The following is a 17482-nucleotide window of genomic DNA, read 5'->3' as shown; positions in this document are numbered from 1 at the left end:
GGGGTTTGTTCATAAAATTTATTTAATTAATTTAAAGTATACCGGCGCTTCTATTAAGAAGTAAATGATGATGATGGTTAAGATGGTATACTTTTGTTTTCATTTAAAATTCCTAATTTTGATTGCAAATCTAAAAAATTTGATTTAAGAAACAAAAATATTTTTTAAGAAATGTATTGCTACTTCGTTTCGGATTTACACGGTACAACTGATAAATATCAAAAACTATTTAATTCAATCCTGATTGAAAAACCTGATATAGTTTTGATTGGCGGTGATTTACTTCCTCATTATACAATAAAAAATTTTGTTGCTACTTTTTTAAAACCTGAGCTGGATAAATTGAAACAAAAATTAAAAGATAAATTTCCTCAAATACTGATTATACCAGGCAATAACGACCCAAAATCTGAAGAAGCGCAATTAATCAATCTCGAAAAAGAAGAACTCTGGATATATTTACATTTTAGAAAAATAGAAATCAATAAATATAAATTTTTCGGCTATGCTTACTCGCCCCCTTCTCCTTTTTTACTAAAAGACTGGGAAAAATATGATGTAACTCGAAATACTGGGATTGGATGTATTTCTCCTGAACATGGAATACGCACTATAGAAATACCAGATTCAGAAAAGAAATACTCTACAATTAAGAATGATTTAAAAACTTTTGCAGATAAAGAAGAAAACACTAATACAATTTTTTTATTCCATGCACCACCATACAAAACAAATCTTGATAGAGCTGCACTTGATAGGAAAAAAATTAATAATGTTGAATTAGATGTTTACGTGGGAAGTAAAGCAATTAGAAATTTCATTGAAAGTTTTCAGCCGTATTTAACATTGCATGGTCATATTCACGAATCTTCAAGGTTAACAGGCAGGTGGAAAGACAAAATTGGCAACACACATTGTTTTAGTGCGGCGCATGATGGGAAAGAATTAGCAATTGTAAAATTTCACTTAGAAAATCTTGCTAATGCCTATCGTGAATTAATTTGACTTCGATTTTAATTTAAGTGGATGAGCTGCATCAGATAGAGCATTAATTTTTAATGCAAAGCTTGTTTTATTTTCAATATCATCATCAGTAACATAATGAACATCAAGCAAGCCATCTGTTTTGTAACCTGTTCTTAAATAATTAATTTCGCTTAGGCATAAGCTCCAGCCTTCGAACCATAATTCCAATTCATATCTTTTGCATTTATCTTTATCAATGTGAACAAGCAAATCTATATCACTGCCTGGTCCTGAGACAGCATCTTTAGTACTTCCAAAGACATAAATTCCTTTGACACCAAATCTTTCACCATCAAGTTCTGATGCAATTTTTTCTGCCATTTTCATTCTCCAACGCCAATGGTCGCTTGGATGATATTCAACACTTTCTTTAATTTCTTTTTCAATTTGAATGTCAATAGAAGGATGAACAAACATTGCAATGGCTTCATCAAGTTCAGCATTCATTAAAATACGTAAAATCATTCCTTCAGTTGCTCGAACAATGTCAATCACTCGAATTGTATCCTGCATGTAATAATATTCAGGCAATAAATTTTCAAGAATATTTTCTGATTCTGTTAAAAATTTTTCATTAAATATAATTCCTTCATCATCAGGATAAAGTGGTAAATATCTTATGTTGGACTCTACCAAATCCTGAAAGAAATGTGTACCAAAAGATACTTCAGGGATATAATTGCCTTTCTTTCTTGCTATTTCAATTAGCATTGCAGTATTGTTAATATCAGAGTAAGTAACACTAACACCAAGTTTAATATCACCACGACTGCCCCATCTGCCAGGTCCCATTAAAATAAATTTTCTTTTTGGAAGAAGTTTATTAAGTCTGCTAACAACTCTTCCTACTTGAAGTAATTTGTTTTTATCAGAAATCTCGTTGTATTTAATTGGGTCAACATAAACAATGTGAGTTATTTCTGGCACTTTACCATTTGATACAAATTTTTTTGCAGTAAATAGAATTTTTTCTTTAGGAACATCTTTAGGAATTATATCACCAGCAATTTCTCTGGTTTGACTTTGAGGACGACATTGTAACAAGTAAAAATCTTTTCCATCAGAAGCAAACTCTATATCAACAGGATTTTTCATTTTTATTTGTAAAGTTTTCAATATCATATCAATCTTTTTTAGGAAGTCTGTTTTCAAAAAAAGTCCATCAAATGTAACCACATATTCTTTTGATGGGTCATCAAATTCAAAAGCCATCGGTTGACGAAGCATATTGCCTTGAATGACTGAAAAGACTAAGTCAAATGAAGGATAATTATTATTTGTTTCTTCAAGAAATTTTTTAATAGAAATAGTTTCAAACTCATTTGTTTTTAGATTAATAACATCAATCTTTTTGGGTGAATATCTTAAAATTTCTTCTGGTGATACATTAACTCTTAAATTTGGTTGAGTAGGTGAAATAAGAACTGGATAATCATCACTTAATCGGTCTACTGCACGAGTTCCTAAACCAGGAACTAAGCGAACTAATCCATCTTCTCTCTTTATTCTTGGTGACCAACGAAATTCATTATGGCTGAAAGCAACTCCAGCAAATGCAGGAAGGAAATAGTTTCCAACGCGTGTTCCAACAACTTCTTGAATCATAATTCCCATTTCTTCATGAAAATCAAGTAATCCTCTTTCTGCACGATACTCGATTGGATCGGGACCAAAGGTCGATGCATAAACTTCTGCAATTGCATCCATTAATGCAGCAAGCCTCTGCTGTTTTGTTCCCTGATTTGCAAGGAATAAACTTTTATACTTTCCAGAAAATGCAGCATCCATCTGGTCTTCAAGCAAACTTGAACTTCTTACAATTAACGGTCTATCACCAAAATCATCCAATGCCATTGATAAACCTTTAACCATATCCTGTGGGAATTCTGAATTTTTAAAAAGTTGAACAATGTGAGGATACTCAATTCTAACTTCATCAATATCCTTATATTTTTGTTCTAATACCTCTTCTAAGTTATTATGTTGCATAAAATTAAGCACTCCATCTGAAGCAATATACCATGTTTTAGGAACCTTAACATTTTTCAGTAAATCATTGTTTTCAGCTTCCTTTTGAAGAATATGGGATGCTATAAATAATCCAGCACTTTTACCACCAAGTTTTCCATGACTTCCTGGAGGAAAAATCATTTTGTCTATAAGCTTATAAAAATCTGTAAGCTTTACATATTCTTTTGCTATAGAAATAAAGCTAAGCTGGTCAGTAAAAAATCTTCGGAGCAAAGATACTCTTAATCCTTTGATAGTCGAGGGTGGCAATTCAAATTTTTCTGGAGCAAGATGATAATATTTGCGAATTGCATCTGCTATTTCTGTTAACGAAGTATCCTGATTATCAACTACTTTGATTAATGCACTCGATTTATCTTCTTGAATCCATTTTTGAATTTTATTCAAGATTACTTCATCAGGCAAATGGTCATCAGCAAGCCTTTGTATTCTTTCCACATATTCATCATAATTAATAATTCTTTCTACTTTTGTTGGTTTATTCTCATCTGTAAGTTCTTCATCTCCCAAACCAATTTTTACTCGTCTTGAAATATTAGTGTGTTTCATTAAAAGTTCTGCTTCTTCAATTCCTTTCCAACATAATAGATTAAGAAGTTTTCTCATCAAACTCATAAATAAATTTGGGTCTGTTTTTCTTATCATATCGAGAACAATTTTCCATTCACCTCTGATAGTTTTGCCAACTTCCTGTCTTGCAGTTTGAAGTTCTTCATATAAACTTTTTAATTTCTGATGAAGAATAAAATGCCCTAATCTTTCTGCCACTGTTTTTAATAATTTTTTTTCTTCTTCTAAAAAAGGTGTGCCTTCATCTGTTTTAAATTCTTTTGTATAATAAACAAATATTTTTCCTACTAACTGTTCCTCAACAATAATATCAGTAGTGATAAACCATGGTGTTTCTTCGAATTCAATTATTTGATAAACTATATCATTATAAACAATTTTTGCTTGACAATATTCGGAATATTGAAAGCCCTGAGGTAATGCTTCTAATACTGTATTAATTGCCTGACGAAGTGATATTTCTGAACGATTTAAGCTATCTTCAATTTTAAATAGACAATTTAATACTTTCGTTCTTTCCATTAATAAAATTTCAATCTCATTGTTTCTATTTTTCATAATTAATAATGCCCTTAAAAAATTTTTTTATTATATCACTTTAATTCTCGTTAAAATAAATCTCTTTTGTAATTTATTAAAAAAACAGGTTCTTAGAAATAGAAATATTTAGGAATGCCTCAGTGTAAAGTTTTTAATAAAAAAATATCAGGAATGGACATTAGGTAAATGTCCATTCCATGAATAAGGAAATAAGTTTATACCCAACCTCTGTCTTTGCATGCTTGAGCAACTCGACTTACAGCTATTATATAAGCTGCATCACGCATGTATAAATTTTTCTTTCGTGCGAGTTCGCTTACTGATAAATATGCAGAAGTCATTTTAACATCTAATTTGCTCAGTACTTCGTCACGTTCCCAGTAGTAATTCATATTAGACTGAACCTGTTCAAAATAACTGCAGGTAACACCGCCAGCATTGGCAAGAAAATCAGGTATCAAGAAAATTCCTCTTTCTTGAATAACTTTATCTGCTTCAGGAGTTGTTGGACCATTTGCCCCTTCGACAATAATTCTAACTTTATTGCTTATCTTAGTAACATTATCAGCATGTATCTGATTTTCAAGAGCGGCAGGAAGAAGTATATCAACATCCTGTGTAATCCATTCATCACCATTTAAAACTTCATATCCTAAATCCTTAGCTTTGGTTTTATCAATTCCTCCAAATTTATCTGTAATTTTCAAAAGCTCTTCTTTATCTATTCCATCTTTTTTTCTAAAAGTGTATGAACATTGGTCTTGTTCATCCCAGCTTGCAACAGTAATTACTTTTCCCCCCAATTTAGTATATAACTCTATTGCATATTGAGCAACATTACCAAAACCCTGAACCGACATTGTAGTGTCTTCAATCTTAATTCCCATTTCTTTTAGAGCTTCTCTCAAAGTAAAAATAACTCCATATCCTGTAGCTTCTGTTCTACCTAATGAACCACCCATTCCAACTGGTTTACCAGTTATAAATCCTGGATACTTACCGCCATAGATAGCTTCATATTCATCAAGCATCCAGAGCATGTGTTGTGCATTGGTCATAACATCTGGAGCTGGAACATCATTAACTGGACCAACATTTTTAGCCATTTGTCGAACCCAGCCGCGGCAAATTTGCTCTTGTTCTTTCATGCTTAAATGATGAGGGTCGCAAATTACTCCTCCTTTCCCTCCTCCAAGTGGAATATTAACTACTGCACATTTCCATGTCATCCACATTGCTAATGCACGCACGGTATCAATTGTTTCATGTGGGTGAAATCGAATGCCGCCTTTTGAAGGACCACGTGCATCATTGTGCTGAACTCTGAATCCTCTAAATATTTTTGTTGTTCCATCATCCATTTTTACAGGAATACTGAAGTGATATTCTCGTAATGGATATCTTAGCAGCTGGCGTGTAGCCTCGTCAAGATTTAACATGTCGGCTACTTTGTCGAATTGTGCTTGTGCCATTTCAAATGGATTAAACTCTTTTGATTTCATAATATCCTCAAAATTTTTTATTGAATTTATCTGCCATCATCAATTATTAAGATGATGACTTATTTTATTTTTCTTATGAACGAAAAATAGAGAGAGAATATCATAAAGCAAAATGAATAAAAATTGTTGGCTTTGTTTATTAACTTCTATTTTTAAGAACGAATAGAAAAATATTTTAAGAAAGTTATGTCATGTAATTTTATTTCTTAATTATTATCGAGAACTTTTTTAAATACCTAATTTTTCTCAAAGAGAAAAAAATTTTTTAATTAAAAAAAATTTATGGACATGATGACTTTATTTAAGTCATTTCTTAGTTTGGATTTTTTCCAAATGAATTCTATTTTGTAATCAAATAATCTCCTGTATATCAAACTTTGGAGAATAATATGAAAAGAATTTTTCTATTAATGTTCTGTTTCTCTTTCGCATTTTATCTGGAAGCTCAGAATTTAGAGTATCCAAAAACAAAAAAGATAAATCATATTGACGAATATCATGGAGTGAAGATTGAAGACCCATACCGCTGGCTTGAGGATTTGAATTCTGTAGAAACAAAAGAATGGGTTGAAGCACAGAATAAATTAACGAACAGTTACTTAGCAAACATACCTTTCAGAGAAAAAATCAAGAAAAGATTAACTGAATTGTGGAACTATGAAAGATACAGTGCACCATTCAAAGTGGGAGATTATTATGTATTTTCAAAAAATGATGGCTTGCAAGAACAAAATGTTTACTACATTCAAAAAGGAATTAATGGTGAACCAGAAGTTTTAATTGACCCAAATAAATTTTCAACAGATGGTTCTGTTTCACTTTCAGGAATCTTTTTTTCTAATGATAATAAATATTTAAGCTATGGGATTTCAAGAGGCGGTTCTGATTGGCGTGAGTTTTATGTAATGGAATTATCTACAAAAAAATTACTTGACGATAAAATTATGTGGTCAAAATTTTCTGGCAATGCATGGTATAAAGATGGTTTCTTTTATGCTAAGTATAATGAACCAAAATCAGGCGAAGAACTGAAACAATCAAATCAATTTCAGAAAGTCTATTATCATAAAGTAGGAACACCTCAAACTCAGGATGAATTAATACTCGAAGACAAAGAAAATCCTAAAAGATTATTTGGAGTAAATGTAACAGATGATGAAAAATATTTAATAATTTCTGTTTCTGAAGGTTCATCATCATACAATTTATTATGGTATAAAAATCTTTCCAATAATTCTTCAATTGTTAAATTAATCGATAGTTTTGATGCTGAATATACTTTCATTGATAATATAGACGACAAATTTTTGGTGCTTACAAATTATCAAGCTCCAAATAACAAGTTGATTTTAATTGACCTAAAAAATCCCTCAAAAGAAAACTGGAAAACAATTATCCCTGAGTCAAAAAATGTTATTCAAAATGTTTCTCGAATCGGAGGAAAATTAATCGTAACATATTTGCAGGATGCAAGCAGCAAAGTCTCTGTTTTTACTGAAGATGGGAATTATCTTTATGACATTAAACTTCCAACATTAGGAACAGTTTTTGGTTTTTCCGGAAAAAATAAAGATACGGAAACATTCTACACATTTACATCTTTTACTTATCCTCCAACAATTTATAGATATGATGTTCAAAACAATAAATCTACTCTCTTCAAAAAATCTAATATAAAATTTAATATGGAAGATTACGAAACGAAGCAGATATTTTATGAAAGTAAAGATGGGACAAAAATTCCATTATTTATTGTGCACAAAAAAGGATTAAAACTAAATGGAAATAATCCAACATTGCTTTATGCATACGGAGGATTTAATATATCACAGCAGCCAACATTTTCAATTCCAAGAATTCCTCTTTTAGAAAACAATTTTGTCTTTGCACTGGCTTGCTTACGTGGAGGAAATGAATATGGCGAAGAATGGCACAAAGCAGGAATGTTATCTAATAAGCAAAATGTTTTTGATGATTTTATTGCAGCTGCAGAATGGTTAATAAAAAATAAATACACTTCACCAAACAAACTTGCTATACAAGGAGCTTCGAATGGAGGTTTACTAATTGGTGCAGTAATTAATCAAAGACCTGAATTATTCAAAGTTGCATTCCCTATGGTTGGTGTAATGGACATGCTTCGTTTTCATAAATTCACAATTGGATGGGCTTGGGTTTCGGAATATGGTTCAAGCGATAACCCAGAACAATTTGAATACTTATTGAAATATTCTCCTCTACATAACATAAAAAATGCAGAATATCCAGCCACACTTGTTACAACTGCAGACCATGATGACCGTGTATTTCCTGCTCATTCATTTAAATATATTGCAACTCTTCAAGAAAAAAATACAGGGGAAAATCCAACTTTAATTCGCATTGAAACTAAAGTTGGACATGGTGCAGGCACAAGCACATCAAAATCAATTGATCTCTATACGGATTTATGGTCATTTATGTTTTATAATCTTGGAATAATTCCAAATTATTAATCAATAAACTTTCTTCATCAAACAAATATAATGCTATGAGGAAAAGAAAAATAAGGAAGATAATAATTAGCATTGTTGGAAGTATTTTATTAATAATTGGAATTATAATGATAATTGTGCCAGGTCCAGCTTATTTAATTATACCTGCAGGATTAGGGATGCTTGGAACAGAATATCAATGGGCAAAAAGAATGCATGAAAAAATAAAGGGAATATTGAAAAAAATATTTAGTAAATAAAGTAATTCTGGATCCAATAATAGACATAAAAGAACTTACCTTAAAAGCCATTTCTTCTATGTATCTTTAATGAAACTTTAAAACTCGGAATTCGGTTATTATATGTAATTCATTAAAATGAGATAAGTATGAGAAAAGCAATTTTATTTATACAACTATTATTAATACCAATAGAAGTGTTACCACAAAATTATGGTGAAATTAAAGGATATGTTGTAGAAGCTAATACAAGATTACCTTTACCATTAGCAAATGTTATTATATTAGAAACTAATATAGGAGCATCTACAGATTTAGAAGGAAAATTCATTATTAAAAATGTTCCTCCTAATATTTATAGAATAAAAGCATCAATTATAGGCTATAAGTCTGTTGTTAAAACTGATATCATAGTTAAGCCCAATTCATCAACTCAAGTTAATTTTGAACTTATCCCTGAAACAATAGAACTTGAAAATGTTGTTGTTCAAGCAAATTATTTTGATAAAAATATAATTGAACCTGTGAGCTTAAGAAAATTATCAAACGAAGAATTAAGAAGAAGCCCAGGTGGATTTGAAGATGTAATCAGAGCTTTATCGGTTTTACCTGGAATATCTCAAGCAGATGCTGGAAGAAACGACTTAATAGTTCGTGGTGGAGCTCCTTCTGAAAATTTATATGTTGTTAATGGTTTTGAAATACCAAATATTAATCATTTTGGCACGCAAGGTTCTACAGGTGGACCAATAAGTTACATAAACCTTGATTTTGTCAGTGAAGTTAATTTTTCTACAGGTGGATTCTCTGTAATGTATGGTGATAAAATCTCATCTACTCTAAATATAACTTTACGCGAAGGAAATGATAGTAAATTAAAAGGAAAAGCAACAATTTCTGCTACACAGTTTGGCTTAAACTTTGAAGGACCAACAAATAACAATTCATCTTTTATAATTTCTGCAAGAAGAAGTTATTTAGATTTCATTTTCAAAGCTGCTGGATTTTCATTTGTTCCCGAATATTATGATGTTTTAACAAAATTTGATTATAAAATTGACAATGTTAATTCAATCAACTTTCTATTTATCGGTGCATTTGACAAAACAAAATTTTTTAATGATAATCAAGAAAAAATATCAAATAATTCAAGAATTTTAGGAAGCAATCAAACACAATATTTAGCTGGCTTGTCATATCGTAGAGTTTTTAGTAACGGTTTTATGAATCTCAAATATTATAGAAATTTTACTGACTTTGATTATATGCAAAAAGATACCTTGTTGCAACCAATATTCAAAAACATTTCCAGAGAAGAAGAAAATAATTTTCAACTTGATGTTGTTCATAAATTTTCAAAAAAAATTGAAATGAATTTTGGGGCTGTAACTAAATTCATAGAATTCAACTCTGATGTGTATTTCCCATCATTCAAAACTACTTTTGGTGAATTTTTACCATCATTATCTATCAATCAAATAAATAATTTTATCAAATATGGAACATACATAAATTTCAATTTTCTATTATCACCACAATTATCAACTAATTTAGGTTTACGATATGATTATTTTAATGGCATAAACAAAAAAAATTACCTCAGTCCTAGATTTTCTGCATCATATTTCTTCAATGATATTTTTAGCTTTAATTTTAGCGTAGGAATCTACAGACAATTTCCATCTTACATTTGGCTAATTTCAAATAATCAAAATAAAAATTTAACTGCAATTAAAACTAACCAATATGTATTTGGAATTAATTATTTGCTAAGGGAAGACACAGAATTGAAATTAGAAGCTTTTCTTAAAAACTATATTGATTACCCTGCAAGTGAATTACGAAAATATCTTGTTTTAGCAAACACTGGGGCTGGATTTTCAGGAAGTGATGATAATTTTTCATCATTCGGACTTGACCCCTTAATCAGTGCAGGCAAAGGTACTGCAAAGGGATTAGAGCTATCGATACAGAAAAAAATTTCCGAGATTCCTTTATATGGAATTTTCAGCTTGACTTATTCAAAATCGGATTTTATTGCTTTAGATGGTATCAAAAGAAGCAGTAGTTATGACCAGAACTGGATAATAAATATTGCTGGTGGATATAGATTTAATATGTTCTGGGAATTAAGCATGAAATTTAGATATGGCTCAGGAAGACCATATACCCCATATGATGAAAACGGTTTACAAAGTGTTTCTCATTATAATTCAAGAAGATTAAAATCTTTTCATTCTTTAGACTTAAGAGTTGATAAAAGATGGTTAGTTAACAGCTGGGTACTTATTACTTACATCGATATTCAAAATGTATACAACAGAAGAAACTTAAGCGGGATAAGATGGGATCAAAAAACAAAATCGGTAGACGAAACTACTTCAATAGGTATACTCCCATCTGTGGGTATATCACTTGAGTTTTAGTTATTTCTTGGTCTTGTATTTTTTATACAAATCTTCCTTCTTTAAAATCATTGGAATTATTTTTTCAATTCTTTGGAGTTTTGTTTCTTGCTTTTTTGCTTCTGCAATGTAATCAATATACTCTCTTTTACATGACAGAGATAAATCCTGAAAAGCATTGTACAACTTTTTATTTTTTCTGAAAACATTTTTTAACTCTTCAGGAATAACAAGTTCTTTAGATTTCTCCTTCTTAATAATTTTACCTTGATTAAAGTTATTAATAGATTCTGTTAAATAATCAACTATTATTTTTTTATTCTCAATTATTTCATCGGGGGTTTTGAATCTCCATTGTCGCAACACTTTTGTTTTGTCCTCTTGAGCATTTATCAATTTCTTATACTTATCATTTAATAAAGCTCCTTGATAAAACCATATAGCAGAATAATTTTTAAAAACAGCAAAACCAGCCACATTCTTATTATTATATGAAAAAACTGGAACACCCCACTTAATTGCTGCTGTTAATCCAATTTTCGTTGTTATTTCATATAATAAATTAAAAGCTTTTACCCATGTAGGATATTTTATAATATATTCTTCTATTGAATTTATTTTTACCATATTAACCTCAGTATATTTTTATAAAAATTTTTTAATAAAAAATGAGAACTCGCTTCCCTTTCCCAATTCACTCTTTACTTCTACTTTGGAATTGTGTGCTTCTACAATGTGTTTAACAATAGCCAATCCTAATCCTGTACCACCCATTTCACGAGAACGGTTTTTATCTACTCTATAAAATCTTTCGAATATCCGATTTAAATCTTTCTCGTCGATTCCAATTCCTGTATCTCTTACAAAAATTCTAACTTCTTTTTCAAATTCTTCAACCCCGATTTCTACTTTGCCAACCTCAGTATATTTTATTGCATTGGTAATTAAATTATTCATTACTTGTTTTAATCTTTCTTTATCACCAAATATCTCAAGATTTTGATTTACAGGATGCAATATTAATTCAAGATTTTTCTTTTCTGCATATTGCTTCATTTCACTTACAATATTTTCAAGAAATGGCGCAGCTTTGAAATATCTTAGACTCATTTTCATTTGTTTTGATTCAATCATCGAAATATCAATTAAGTCGTTCAATAAATTGTTAAGATTGATTACATGTTGATTAGCTTTTTGTAAAAATGTTCTATTGACTTTCTTATCATCAATTGCGCCGTCAAGCAATGTTTCGATATAACCCTGAATAGCAAAAATTGGTGTTCTTAATTCATGAGAAACATTTCCTAAAAATTCTGTCCTGATGCGTTCTAATTTCTTTAAATGATTTATATCATTCCTTGCTTTCAAGAACATCTTACGAATTTCATCTTCAAGTTCAGATAAATTTTTTGGTAAATGAATTTCTTCAGGCGATAAATATTGATTCCTTCTGATATCATTGATTGTTTTAATTATAACTTCATTTTCTTTCATTCTCTTTCTTGCTAAATATACCATCAGCATAAAACTCAATAGAAATGTAAAAACAGATAATAAAATAAACTGAGATTTATTCAGATTAGAAATAAAAAGAGTTAATAAAAACAGGGAATAAAAAATTATGAAAGGAATTAAGTAATCAGAAACACTAATTAAAAAGCGATAAGTTTTTTTAAATATTTTTGAATTTATAACCAACTCCTTTTACTGTTTCTATTAAATCTGCATGTTTGCCAAGTTTCTCACGAATTTTTCTGATATGAACATCAATCGTTCTTTCAACCACAATAATATCGTTCCCCCATATGTCAGATAAAATTTTTTCTCTGTCAAAAACTTTTCCCGGATTCGAAGCAAGGTAAGCAAGTATTTCAAATTCTTTTCTTGGTAGAATTATTTTTTTATCATCAACAAAAACTGTGTATTCATCTCTATTAATTTTTATTGGTCCAATTATAATTTCACTTTTAATGCTCTCATCTTTTTTTGCAATTTCTGTTTTTCTAAGATTTGATTTAATTCTTGCTATTAGTTTTTTGGGAGAAATTGGTTTTTGAATAAAATCATCTGCTCCAATATTTAATCCATGTATTTCATCAATCTCGGATGATTTAGCAGTCAAAAAAATAATTGGCGTATGTTTGTGATTTTCATTACTTCTAATTCTTTTGCAAGTTTCGTATCCATCAAGTTTTGGCATCATGATATCAAGAACAATTAAATCAGGATTTTCAGAAAGTTTTGATAATGCCTCCATTCCATTGTAAGCTGGAATTACTTCAAAGCCTTCTGCTTCGAGATTGTATTGAAGAAATTCGATTATGTCTTTTTCGTCGTCTACCAGTAATATTTTTGCCATAATTATATTTTAATTTCTTTGCCTGATTTTGCTGATTTATAAATTGTATCAAGTAATTTCATTCTAATTAATGATTCCTCACTTGATGATATCGGTTGTATATTTTCTCTCACAGATGCAATAAAATGTTTTATTTCATTTTCATAAGATTTTCTAAAAAGATTTGTGATATTTGTTTTTGATGGAGTATAATCAATGTTAGTTGATTCAATTCTTTTATAAACTCTAAGCGGATTTAAATGTGCAGTTCCTTTTGTTCCATGAATAGCCATATTAAAGCTGTCGGTTTCTGAATGAAGTTCCCAGCTTACTTCAAAAGCAATAATCTGACCATTTTCAAATCGAATAATACCTATTGCCGATTCCTCAATATCTTTCAAAGTATGATTGAAAGTTTGAACAGAAACAGAATCAATTTTATCATTATTGAACATCCACAAAGCCAAATCGAGAAGAACAATACCAAGGTCAATAACCACACCGCCGCCTGATTGTTTTTTATTTACAAACCATTTTTGTGCACTGCTTTTTTTTCTTAACCAGCTGCATTTTATATAAAATAAATCTCCTAATTCGCCGCTGTTAATTATGCTTTTCATTAACATCGCATCTGGCCTGAATCTCAAATTCATTCCTACCATAGCAATTTTTTTATGCTTTTTAGCAGTGTTATTTATTTCTTTTGCTTCTTCATAATTGATTGCTATTGGCTTTTCAATTAAAACATTTACATTTGATTTCAAACAATGAAGTGCAATATCTGCATGAGTAGAAGTCGGTGTAGCAATAACAACAGCGTCAAGATTTTCATTAGCAATCATTTCTTTATAATCTTGATATTTCTTTGCAGATGGATACTTTTCTCCAATAGTTTTCAATCTATTCTTATTTATTTCGCATAATGCTGCAAGTTCTGCATTTTCAAGTTTTGATAAAATTGGGAGATGCACAAGTTGTGCAATGCTGCCAAGTCCAATAATTCCAGTTCGTACTTTTTCCATCAGGCTACAATTCCATTTTTGATTGCTTTTTTATTGATAAACTTTAATACTTGATTTGCTATTCCTTCAGGGTCAATGCCAAGCAGTTGATGTAATTGCTGCTGAGTTCCATGTTCAATAAATTTATCAGGCAAACCTATTCTTAAAATATCATTCTTGTAATTTTTTTCTGCAAAATATTCAAGCACACCAGATCCAAATCCTCCTGTCAAAGTATTTTCTTCGAGTGTAACAATTTTATCAAAACGATTTGCAATTTCATCAAGTTTATCTTTATCAAGAGGTTTAATAAATCTCATATTTATTATTTCTGAATTTACTCCATGTTCATTCAAAATTTGAGAAGCTTTCTTTGCATATTCAACCATAATTCCAACTGCAAGAAGAGCAATATCGTTTCCATGCTGAATAGTTTCGCTCTTACCAATTTCCAATTCTTCAAATTCATTCTTAATTGTTACACCAAGTGCATTACCTCGAGGATAACGAATTGCGATTGGACCTTTTTTATAATTTATTGCTGTAAACAACATATTTCTTAATTCAGCTTCATCTTTAGGAGCCATTATAACCATGTTTGGAATTAATCGAAGATAAGACAAATCAAAAGCTCCGTGGTGAGTTGGACCATCAGCACCAACCAATCCTGCTCTATCTAGTACAAATACAACATGAAGATTTTGTAAAGCAACATCATGAATTATTTGGTCAAATGCTCTTTGCAAAAAAGTTGAATAAATTGCAACAACAGGAATTATGCCTTGAGTTGCAAGTCCTGCTGCAAAAGTTACAGCATGTTCTTCAGCAATTCCCACATCAAAATATCTATGGGGAAATTCTTTTTGTAAATAATCCAATCCTGTTCCATCTGGCATAGCTGCTGTTATGCCAACAACATCGGGATTTTGTTTTGCAATTTCAACAAGAGTTTTTCCAAATATTTCAGTGTAAGATGGAACTGCAACAGATTTTTTAACTGTTTCGCCAGTTATCTTATCAAATGGGATTGCAGCATGTAATCGCTGATCATGTTTTTCTGCAGGGGCATATCCTTTTCCCTTTTCTGTCAGAACATGAACAAGAATTGGTCCCTTAAGATTTTTTACATGTTCAAATATTTTTATTAATTGAGAAATGTTATGACCATTAAGTGGCCCAAAATATCTAAATCCAAGAGCTTCGAACAACATTCCAGGTGTAACAATAGCTTTTATTCCATGCTCAATTCTTACAGCAGCTTTTCTTATTCTATCTCCAAATTGGTCGAGTTTACCTGTTAAGTCCCAAATTGCTCCTTTTAATTTATTGAATTCTGGATGAGTAATAACTTCTGTAAAATAATTAGATATTTGCCATTTATTTGGTGCAATTGACATTTGATTATCATTGAGAACAACAATCAAATCACTTTTAATCAAACCAGAGTTGTTCATAGCTTCATAAGCCATTCCACCGGTCATTGCACCATCACCAATTACGGCAATTACTTTTTTATCAGTATTCAAAATATCTCTTGCAACAGCAATACCTAATGCTGCAGAAATCGAAGTTGAAGCATGTCCAGCACCAAATGCATCATATTCACTTTCACTTCTTTTTAGAAATCCACTTATTCCATTAAGTTGTCTGATTGTTTTCAATAAATCTCTTCTGCCAGTAATAATTTTATGAGGATAAGCCTGATGACCTGTGTCCCATACAATCTGGTCATAAGGAGTATTAAAAACTTTATGCAAAGCAACTGTTAATTCCACTGCTCCAAGTCCTCCACCGAAGTGTCCACCAACTTGAGAAATTACATCTATCATATATTGTCTAATTTCATAACAGAGCAATTTCAATTCTTCAAGTGAAAGATTTTTTATATCAGCTGGGGAATTAACATTAAAAAGAATTTTGTATTGAGATTGGTCAATCATAATTCGGTCCCATTTTGAAAATTATTTTTTAAATCTGCTTCAAATTGTTTTTTAAGTTCAGTTACTTTGAGTTCTGCTTCTTTCAAAGTTGTATAGCAAAACTTTGCTAGATTAATTCCTTCTTCGTAAAGTTTGATAGATTCTTCAAGACTAACTTCGCCTCTCTCAAGAATTTCTGAGATTTCTTGAAGTCTTTTTAGCGAATCTTCAAATGTATTTTCTTTCTTTTTACTCATTTATTTTTATTTCTCCATCATAAAATTTTAATTGAACAGGTTTTTGAATTGATAATTCTTTTAATCGATGAATAATTTTTTGATCCTGCTTAATAATAACAAATCCCCTCTTTAATATTTTTTCCACATCGAAAGATTGAATTTTGCTGTTAAGCAATTCAAGATTATTTCTTTCTGACATAAGTTTACTATCAATCAAAGTCTGAAATTTAAAAATAGTGCTGTCTAAAAATTGAATCTTATTTTTAATATTATCCTGAGGCAGACGAAAACCATAAGAAGAAATTAATTGATTAACCTCATACCTGTAATCTTCAATAATTCCAAGCATATTTTCTGTGAAATAATAGGAAAAATCATTTATAAAGGCAAAAAGTTCATCAATGTTTGGAGTTGCAAGTTCCATTGCAGCTGAAGGTGTAGGAGCTCTTAAGTCTGCAACAAAATCTGCGATTGTAAAATCAATTTCATGTCCCACAGCACTAATGATTGGAATTTTTGAATTGAAAATAGCACGAGCAACAATTTCTTCATTAAAGGGCCATAAATCTTCAAGAGAACCGCCGCCGCGTCCAACAATAATTGTATCAATATCATCAAATTGATTGAGTAACTTTATGCTTTCTACAATTTCCTGTGCTGCACCTTCTCCTTGAACACGGCATGGAGCTATAACTAACTCAACAAGAGGATATCTTCTTGCAGCTATACTTTTCATATCCTGAAATGCTGCACCATCGATTGCTGTTACAATTCCAATTTTCTTAGGAAATTTTGGAATTGGCTTTTTATGTTCAACATCAAACAAACCTTCAGCTGCAAGCTTTTGTTTTAGTTTTTCAAATGCAGCCTGAAGTTCTCCAATACCAGCAGGTTTCATCGAACGAACATCAATTTGATAACTGCCTCTTGGTGGATATACAGTTATTTTTCCGCTTACAATTACTTTCATTCCATCCTGTGGAGTGAAAAAGACGTAATTGTTCAAACCTCGCCACATTGTGCAGCTGATTTGAGCATTTGCATCTTTCAATGTGAAATACCAGTGACCCGATACATGAGCTTTAAAATTAGATATTTCACCAATTACATTTACTTCAGAATAACTTTCTTCAAGCGTAACTTTTATAAGATTTGTTATTTCACTTACAGATAAAATTGTTTCTTGCATGTAAATTAA

13 protein-coding genes are annotated in these 17482 nt (G+C 30.6%); 4 read left to right on the top strand and 9 right to left on the bottom strand.

Features of this window, described 5'->3' with window-relative positions:
• The first annotated feature begins 171 nt into the window (after positions 1 to 171).
• Entirely contained in the window at positions 172 to 1005 is an 834-nt protein-coding gene (locus tag AC27L2_RS07785) for a metallophosphoesterase family protein (RefSeq protein ID WP_487211173.1), read from the top strand.
• Here the strand turns inward: AC27L2_RS07785 and AC27L2_RS07780 are convergent.
• A complete protein-coding gene (locus AC27L2_RS07780; RefSeq protein WP_487211172.1) occupies positions 997 to 4185 on the bottom strand; it encodes a PEP/pyruvate-binding domain-containing protein in 3189 nt (1062 codons plus the stop codon). The two genes, AC27L2_RS07785 and AC27L2_RS07780, sit on opposite strands and share 9 nt — an antisense overlap.
• Before the next feature lie 197 nt (positions 4186 to 4382).
• Positions 4383 to 5669: a Glu/Leu/Phe/Val family dehydrogenase gene (locus tag AC27L2_RS07775; protein WP_487211171.1), complete on the bottom strand. Its 1287-nt coding sequence runs from the start codon at positions 5667 to 5669 to the stop codon at positions 4383 to 4385.
• A gap of 389 nt (positions 5670 to 6058) precedes the next feature.
• Here AC27L2_RS07775 and AC27L2_RS07770 point away from each other — a divergent pair, with 389 nt between their 5' ends.
• The 3 genes from AC27L2_RS07770 (at position 6059) to AC27L2_RS07760 (ending at position 10808) form a co-directional block, all read left to right on the top strand.
• Positions 6059 to 8164, top strand: a complete 2106-nt coding sequence (locus AC27L2_RS07770; protein ID WP_487211170.1) for a prolyl oligopeptidase family serine peptidase — start codon at positions 6059 to 6061, stop codon at positions 8162 to 8164.
• 35 nt (positions 8165 to 8199) lie between these two features.
• Entirely contained in the window at positions 8200 to 8403 is a 204-nt protein-coding gene (locus tag AC27L2_RS07765) for a PGPGW domain-containing protein (protein WP_487211169.1), read from the top strand.
• 128 nt (positions 8404 to 8531) lie between these two features.
• Positions 8532 to 10808: a TonB-dependent receptor gene (locus AC27L2_RS07760; RefSeq protein WP_487211168.1), complete on the top strand. Its 2277-nt coding sequence runs from the start codon at positions 8532 to 8534 to the stop codon at positions 10806 to 10808.
• Here the strand turns inward: AC27L2_RS07760 and AC27L2_RS07755 are convergent, their stop codons facing one another.
• From AC27L2_RS07755 to xseA, 7 genes are all read right to left on the bottom strand, one after another.
• A complete protein-coding gene (locus AC27L2_RS07755) occupies positions 10809 to 11414 on the bottom strand; it encodes a YdeI/OmpD-associated family protein (protein WP_487211167.1) in 606 nt (201 codons plus the stop codon).
• An 18-nt stretch (positions 11415 to 11432) separates the two neighbouring features.
• On the bottom strand, positions 11433 to 12305 hold the full coding sequence (locus tag AC27L2_RS07750) for a sensor histidine kinase (protein WP_487211166.1): 873 nt from the start codon (positions 12303 to 12305) through the stop codon (positions 11433 to 11435).
• Positions 12306 to 12459: 154 nt separating this feature from the next.
• Complete coding sequence (locus AC27L2_RS07745; protein WP_487211165.1) at positions 12460 to 13146, bottom strand: response regulator transcription factor; 687 nt, start codon at positions 13144 to 13146, stop codon at positions 12460 to 12462.
• Positions 13147 to 13148: 2 nt separating this feature from the next.
• Positions 13149 to 14147 (bottom strand): Gfo/Idh/MocA family protein, encoded by a 999-nt coding sequence (locus AC27L2_RS07740; RefSeq protein WP_487211164.1) that lies wholly within the window; start codon positions 14145 to 14147, stop codon positions 13149 to 13151.
• Positions 14147 to 16066, bottom strand: a complete 1920-nt coding sequence (gene dxs / locus AC27L2_RS07735; RefSeq protein WP_487211163.1) for a 1-deoxy-D-xylulose-5-phosphate synthase — start codon at positions 16064 to 16066, stop codon at positions 14147 to 14149. The genes AC27L2_RS07740 and dxs overlap by 1 nt, the downstream gene beginning before the upstream one ends.
• Positions 16063 to 16302 carry an exodeoxyribonuclease VII small subunit gene (locus AC27L2_RS07730; protein WP_487211162.1) on the bottom strand — a complete coding sequence of 80 codons (240 nt, stop codon included), beginning with the start codon at positions 16300 to 16302 and terminating at the stop codon, positions 16063 to 16065. Before AC27L2_RS07730 ends, dxs begins: the two co-directional genes overlap by 4 nt.
• On the bottom strand, positions 16295 to 17473 hold the full coding sequence (gene xseA, locus AC27L2_RS07725) for an exodeoxyribonuclease VII large subunit (RefSeq protein ID WP_487211161.1): 1179 nt from the start codon (positions 17471 to 17473) through the stop codon (positions 16295 to 16297). Before xseA ends, AC27L2_RS07730 begins: the two co-directional genes overlap by 8 nt.
• Between the last annotated feature and the right edge of the window lie 9 nt (positions 17474 to 17482).

This window comes from Rosettibacter sp. KY25 (genome assembly GCF_057554405.1).
The sequence above is the reverse complement of the archived record's forward strand: the minus strand, read 5'-3'. Positions and strand labels throughout refer to the sequence as shown.

Coding starts and splice junctions, on each gene's coding strand:
- AC27L2_RS07785 (WP_487211173.1), top strand. CDS start 172: ATGTATTGCTACTTCGTTTCGGATTTACACGGTACAACTGATAAATAT.
- AC27L2_RS07780 (WP_487211172.1), bottom strand. CDS start 4,185: ATGAAAAATAGAAACAATGAGATTGAAATTTTATTAATGGAAAGAACG.
- AC27L2_RS07775 (WP_487211171.1), bottom strand. CDS start 5,669: ATGAAATCAAAAGAGTTTAATCCATTTGAAATGGCACAAGCACAATTC.
- AC27L2_RS07770 (WP_487211170.1), top strand. CDS start 6,059: ATGAAAAGAATTTTTCTATTAATGTTCTGTTTCTCTTTCGCATTTTAT.
- AC27L2_RS07765 (WP_487211169.1), top strand. CDS start 8,200: ATGAGGAAAAGAAAAATAAGGAAGATAATAATTAGCATTGTTGGAAGT.
- AC27L2_RS07760 (WP_487211168.1), top strand. CDS start 8,532: ATGAGAAAAGCAATTTTATTTATACAACTATTATTAATACCAATAGAA.
- AC27L2_RS07755 (WP_487211167.1), bottom strand. CDS start 11,414: ATGGTAAAAATAAATTCAATAGAAGAATATATTATAAAATATCCTACA.
- AC27L2_RS07750 (WP_487211166.1), bottom strand. CDS start 12,305: ATGGTATATTTAGCAAGAAAGAGAATGAAAGAAAATGAAGTTATAATT.
- AC27L2_RS07745 (WP_487211165.1), bottom strand. CDS start 13,146: ATGGCAAAAATATTACTGGTAGACGACGAAAAAGACATAATCGAATTT.
- AC27L2_RS07740 (WP_487211164.1), bottom strand. CDS start 14,147: ATGGAAAAAGTACGAACTGGAATTATTGGACTTGGCAGCATTGCACAA.
- dxs (WP_487211163.1), bottom strand. CDS start 16,066: ATGATTGACCAATCTCAATACAAAATTCTTTTTAATGTTAATTCCCCA.
- AC27L2_RS07730 (WP_487211162.1), bottom strand. CDS start 16,302: ATGAGTAAAAAGAAAGAAAATACATTTGAAGATTCGCTAAAAAGACTT.
- xseA (WP_487211161.1), bottom strand. CDS start 17,473: ATGCAAGAAACAATTTTATCTGTAAGTGAAATAACAAATCTTATAAAA.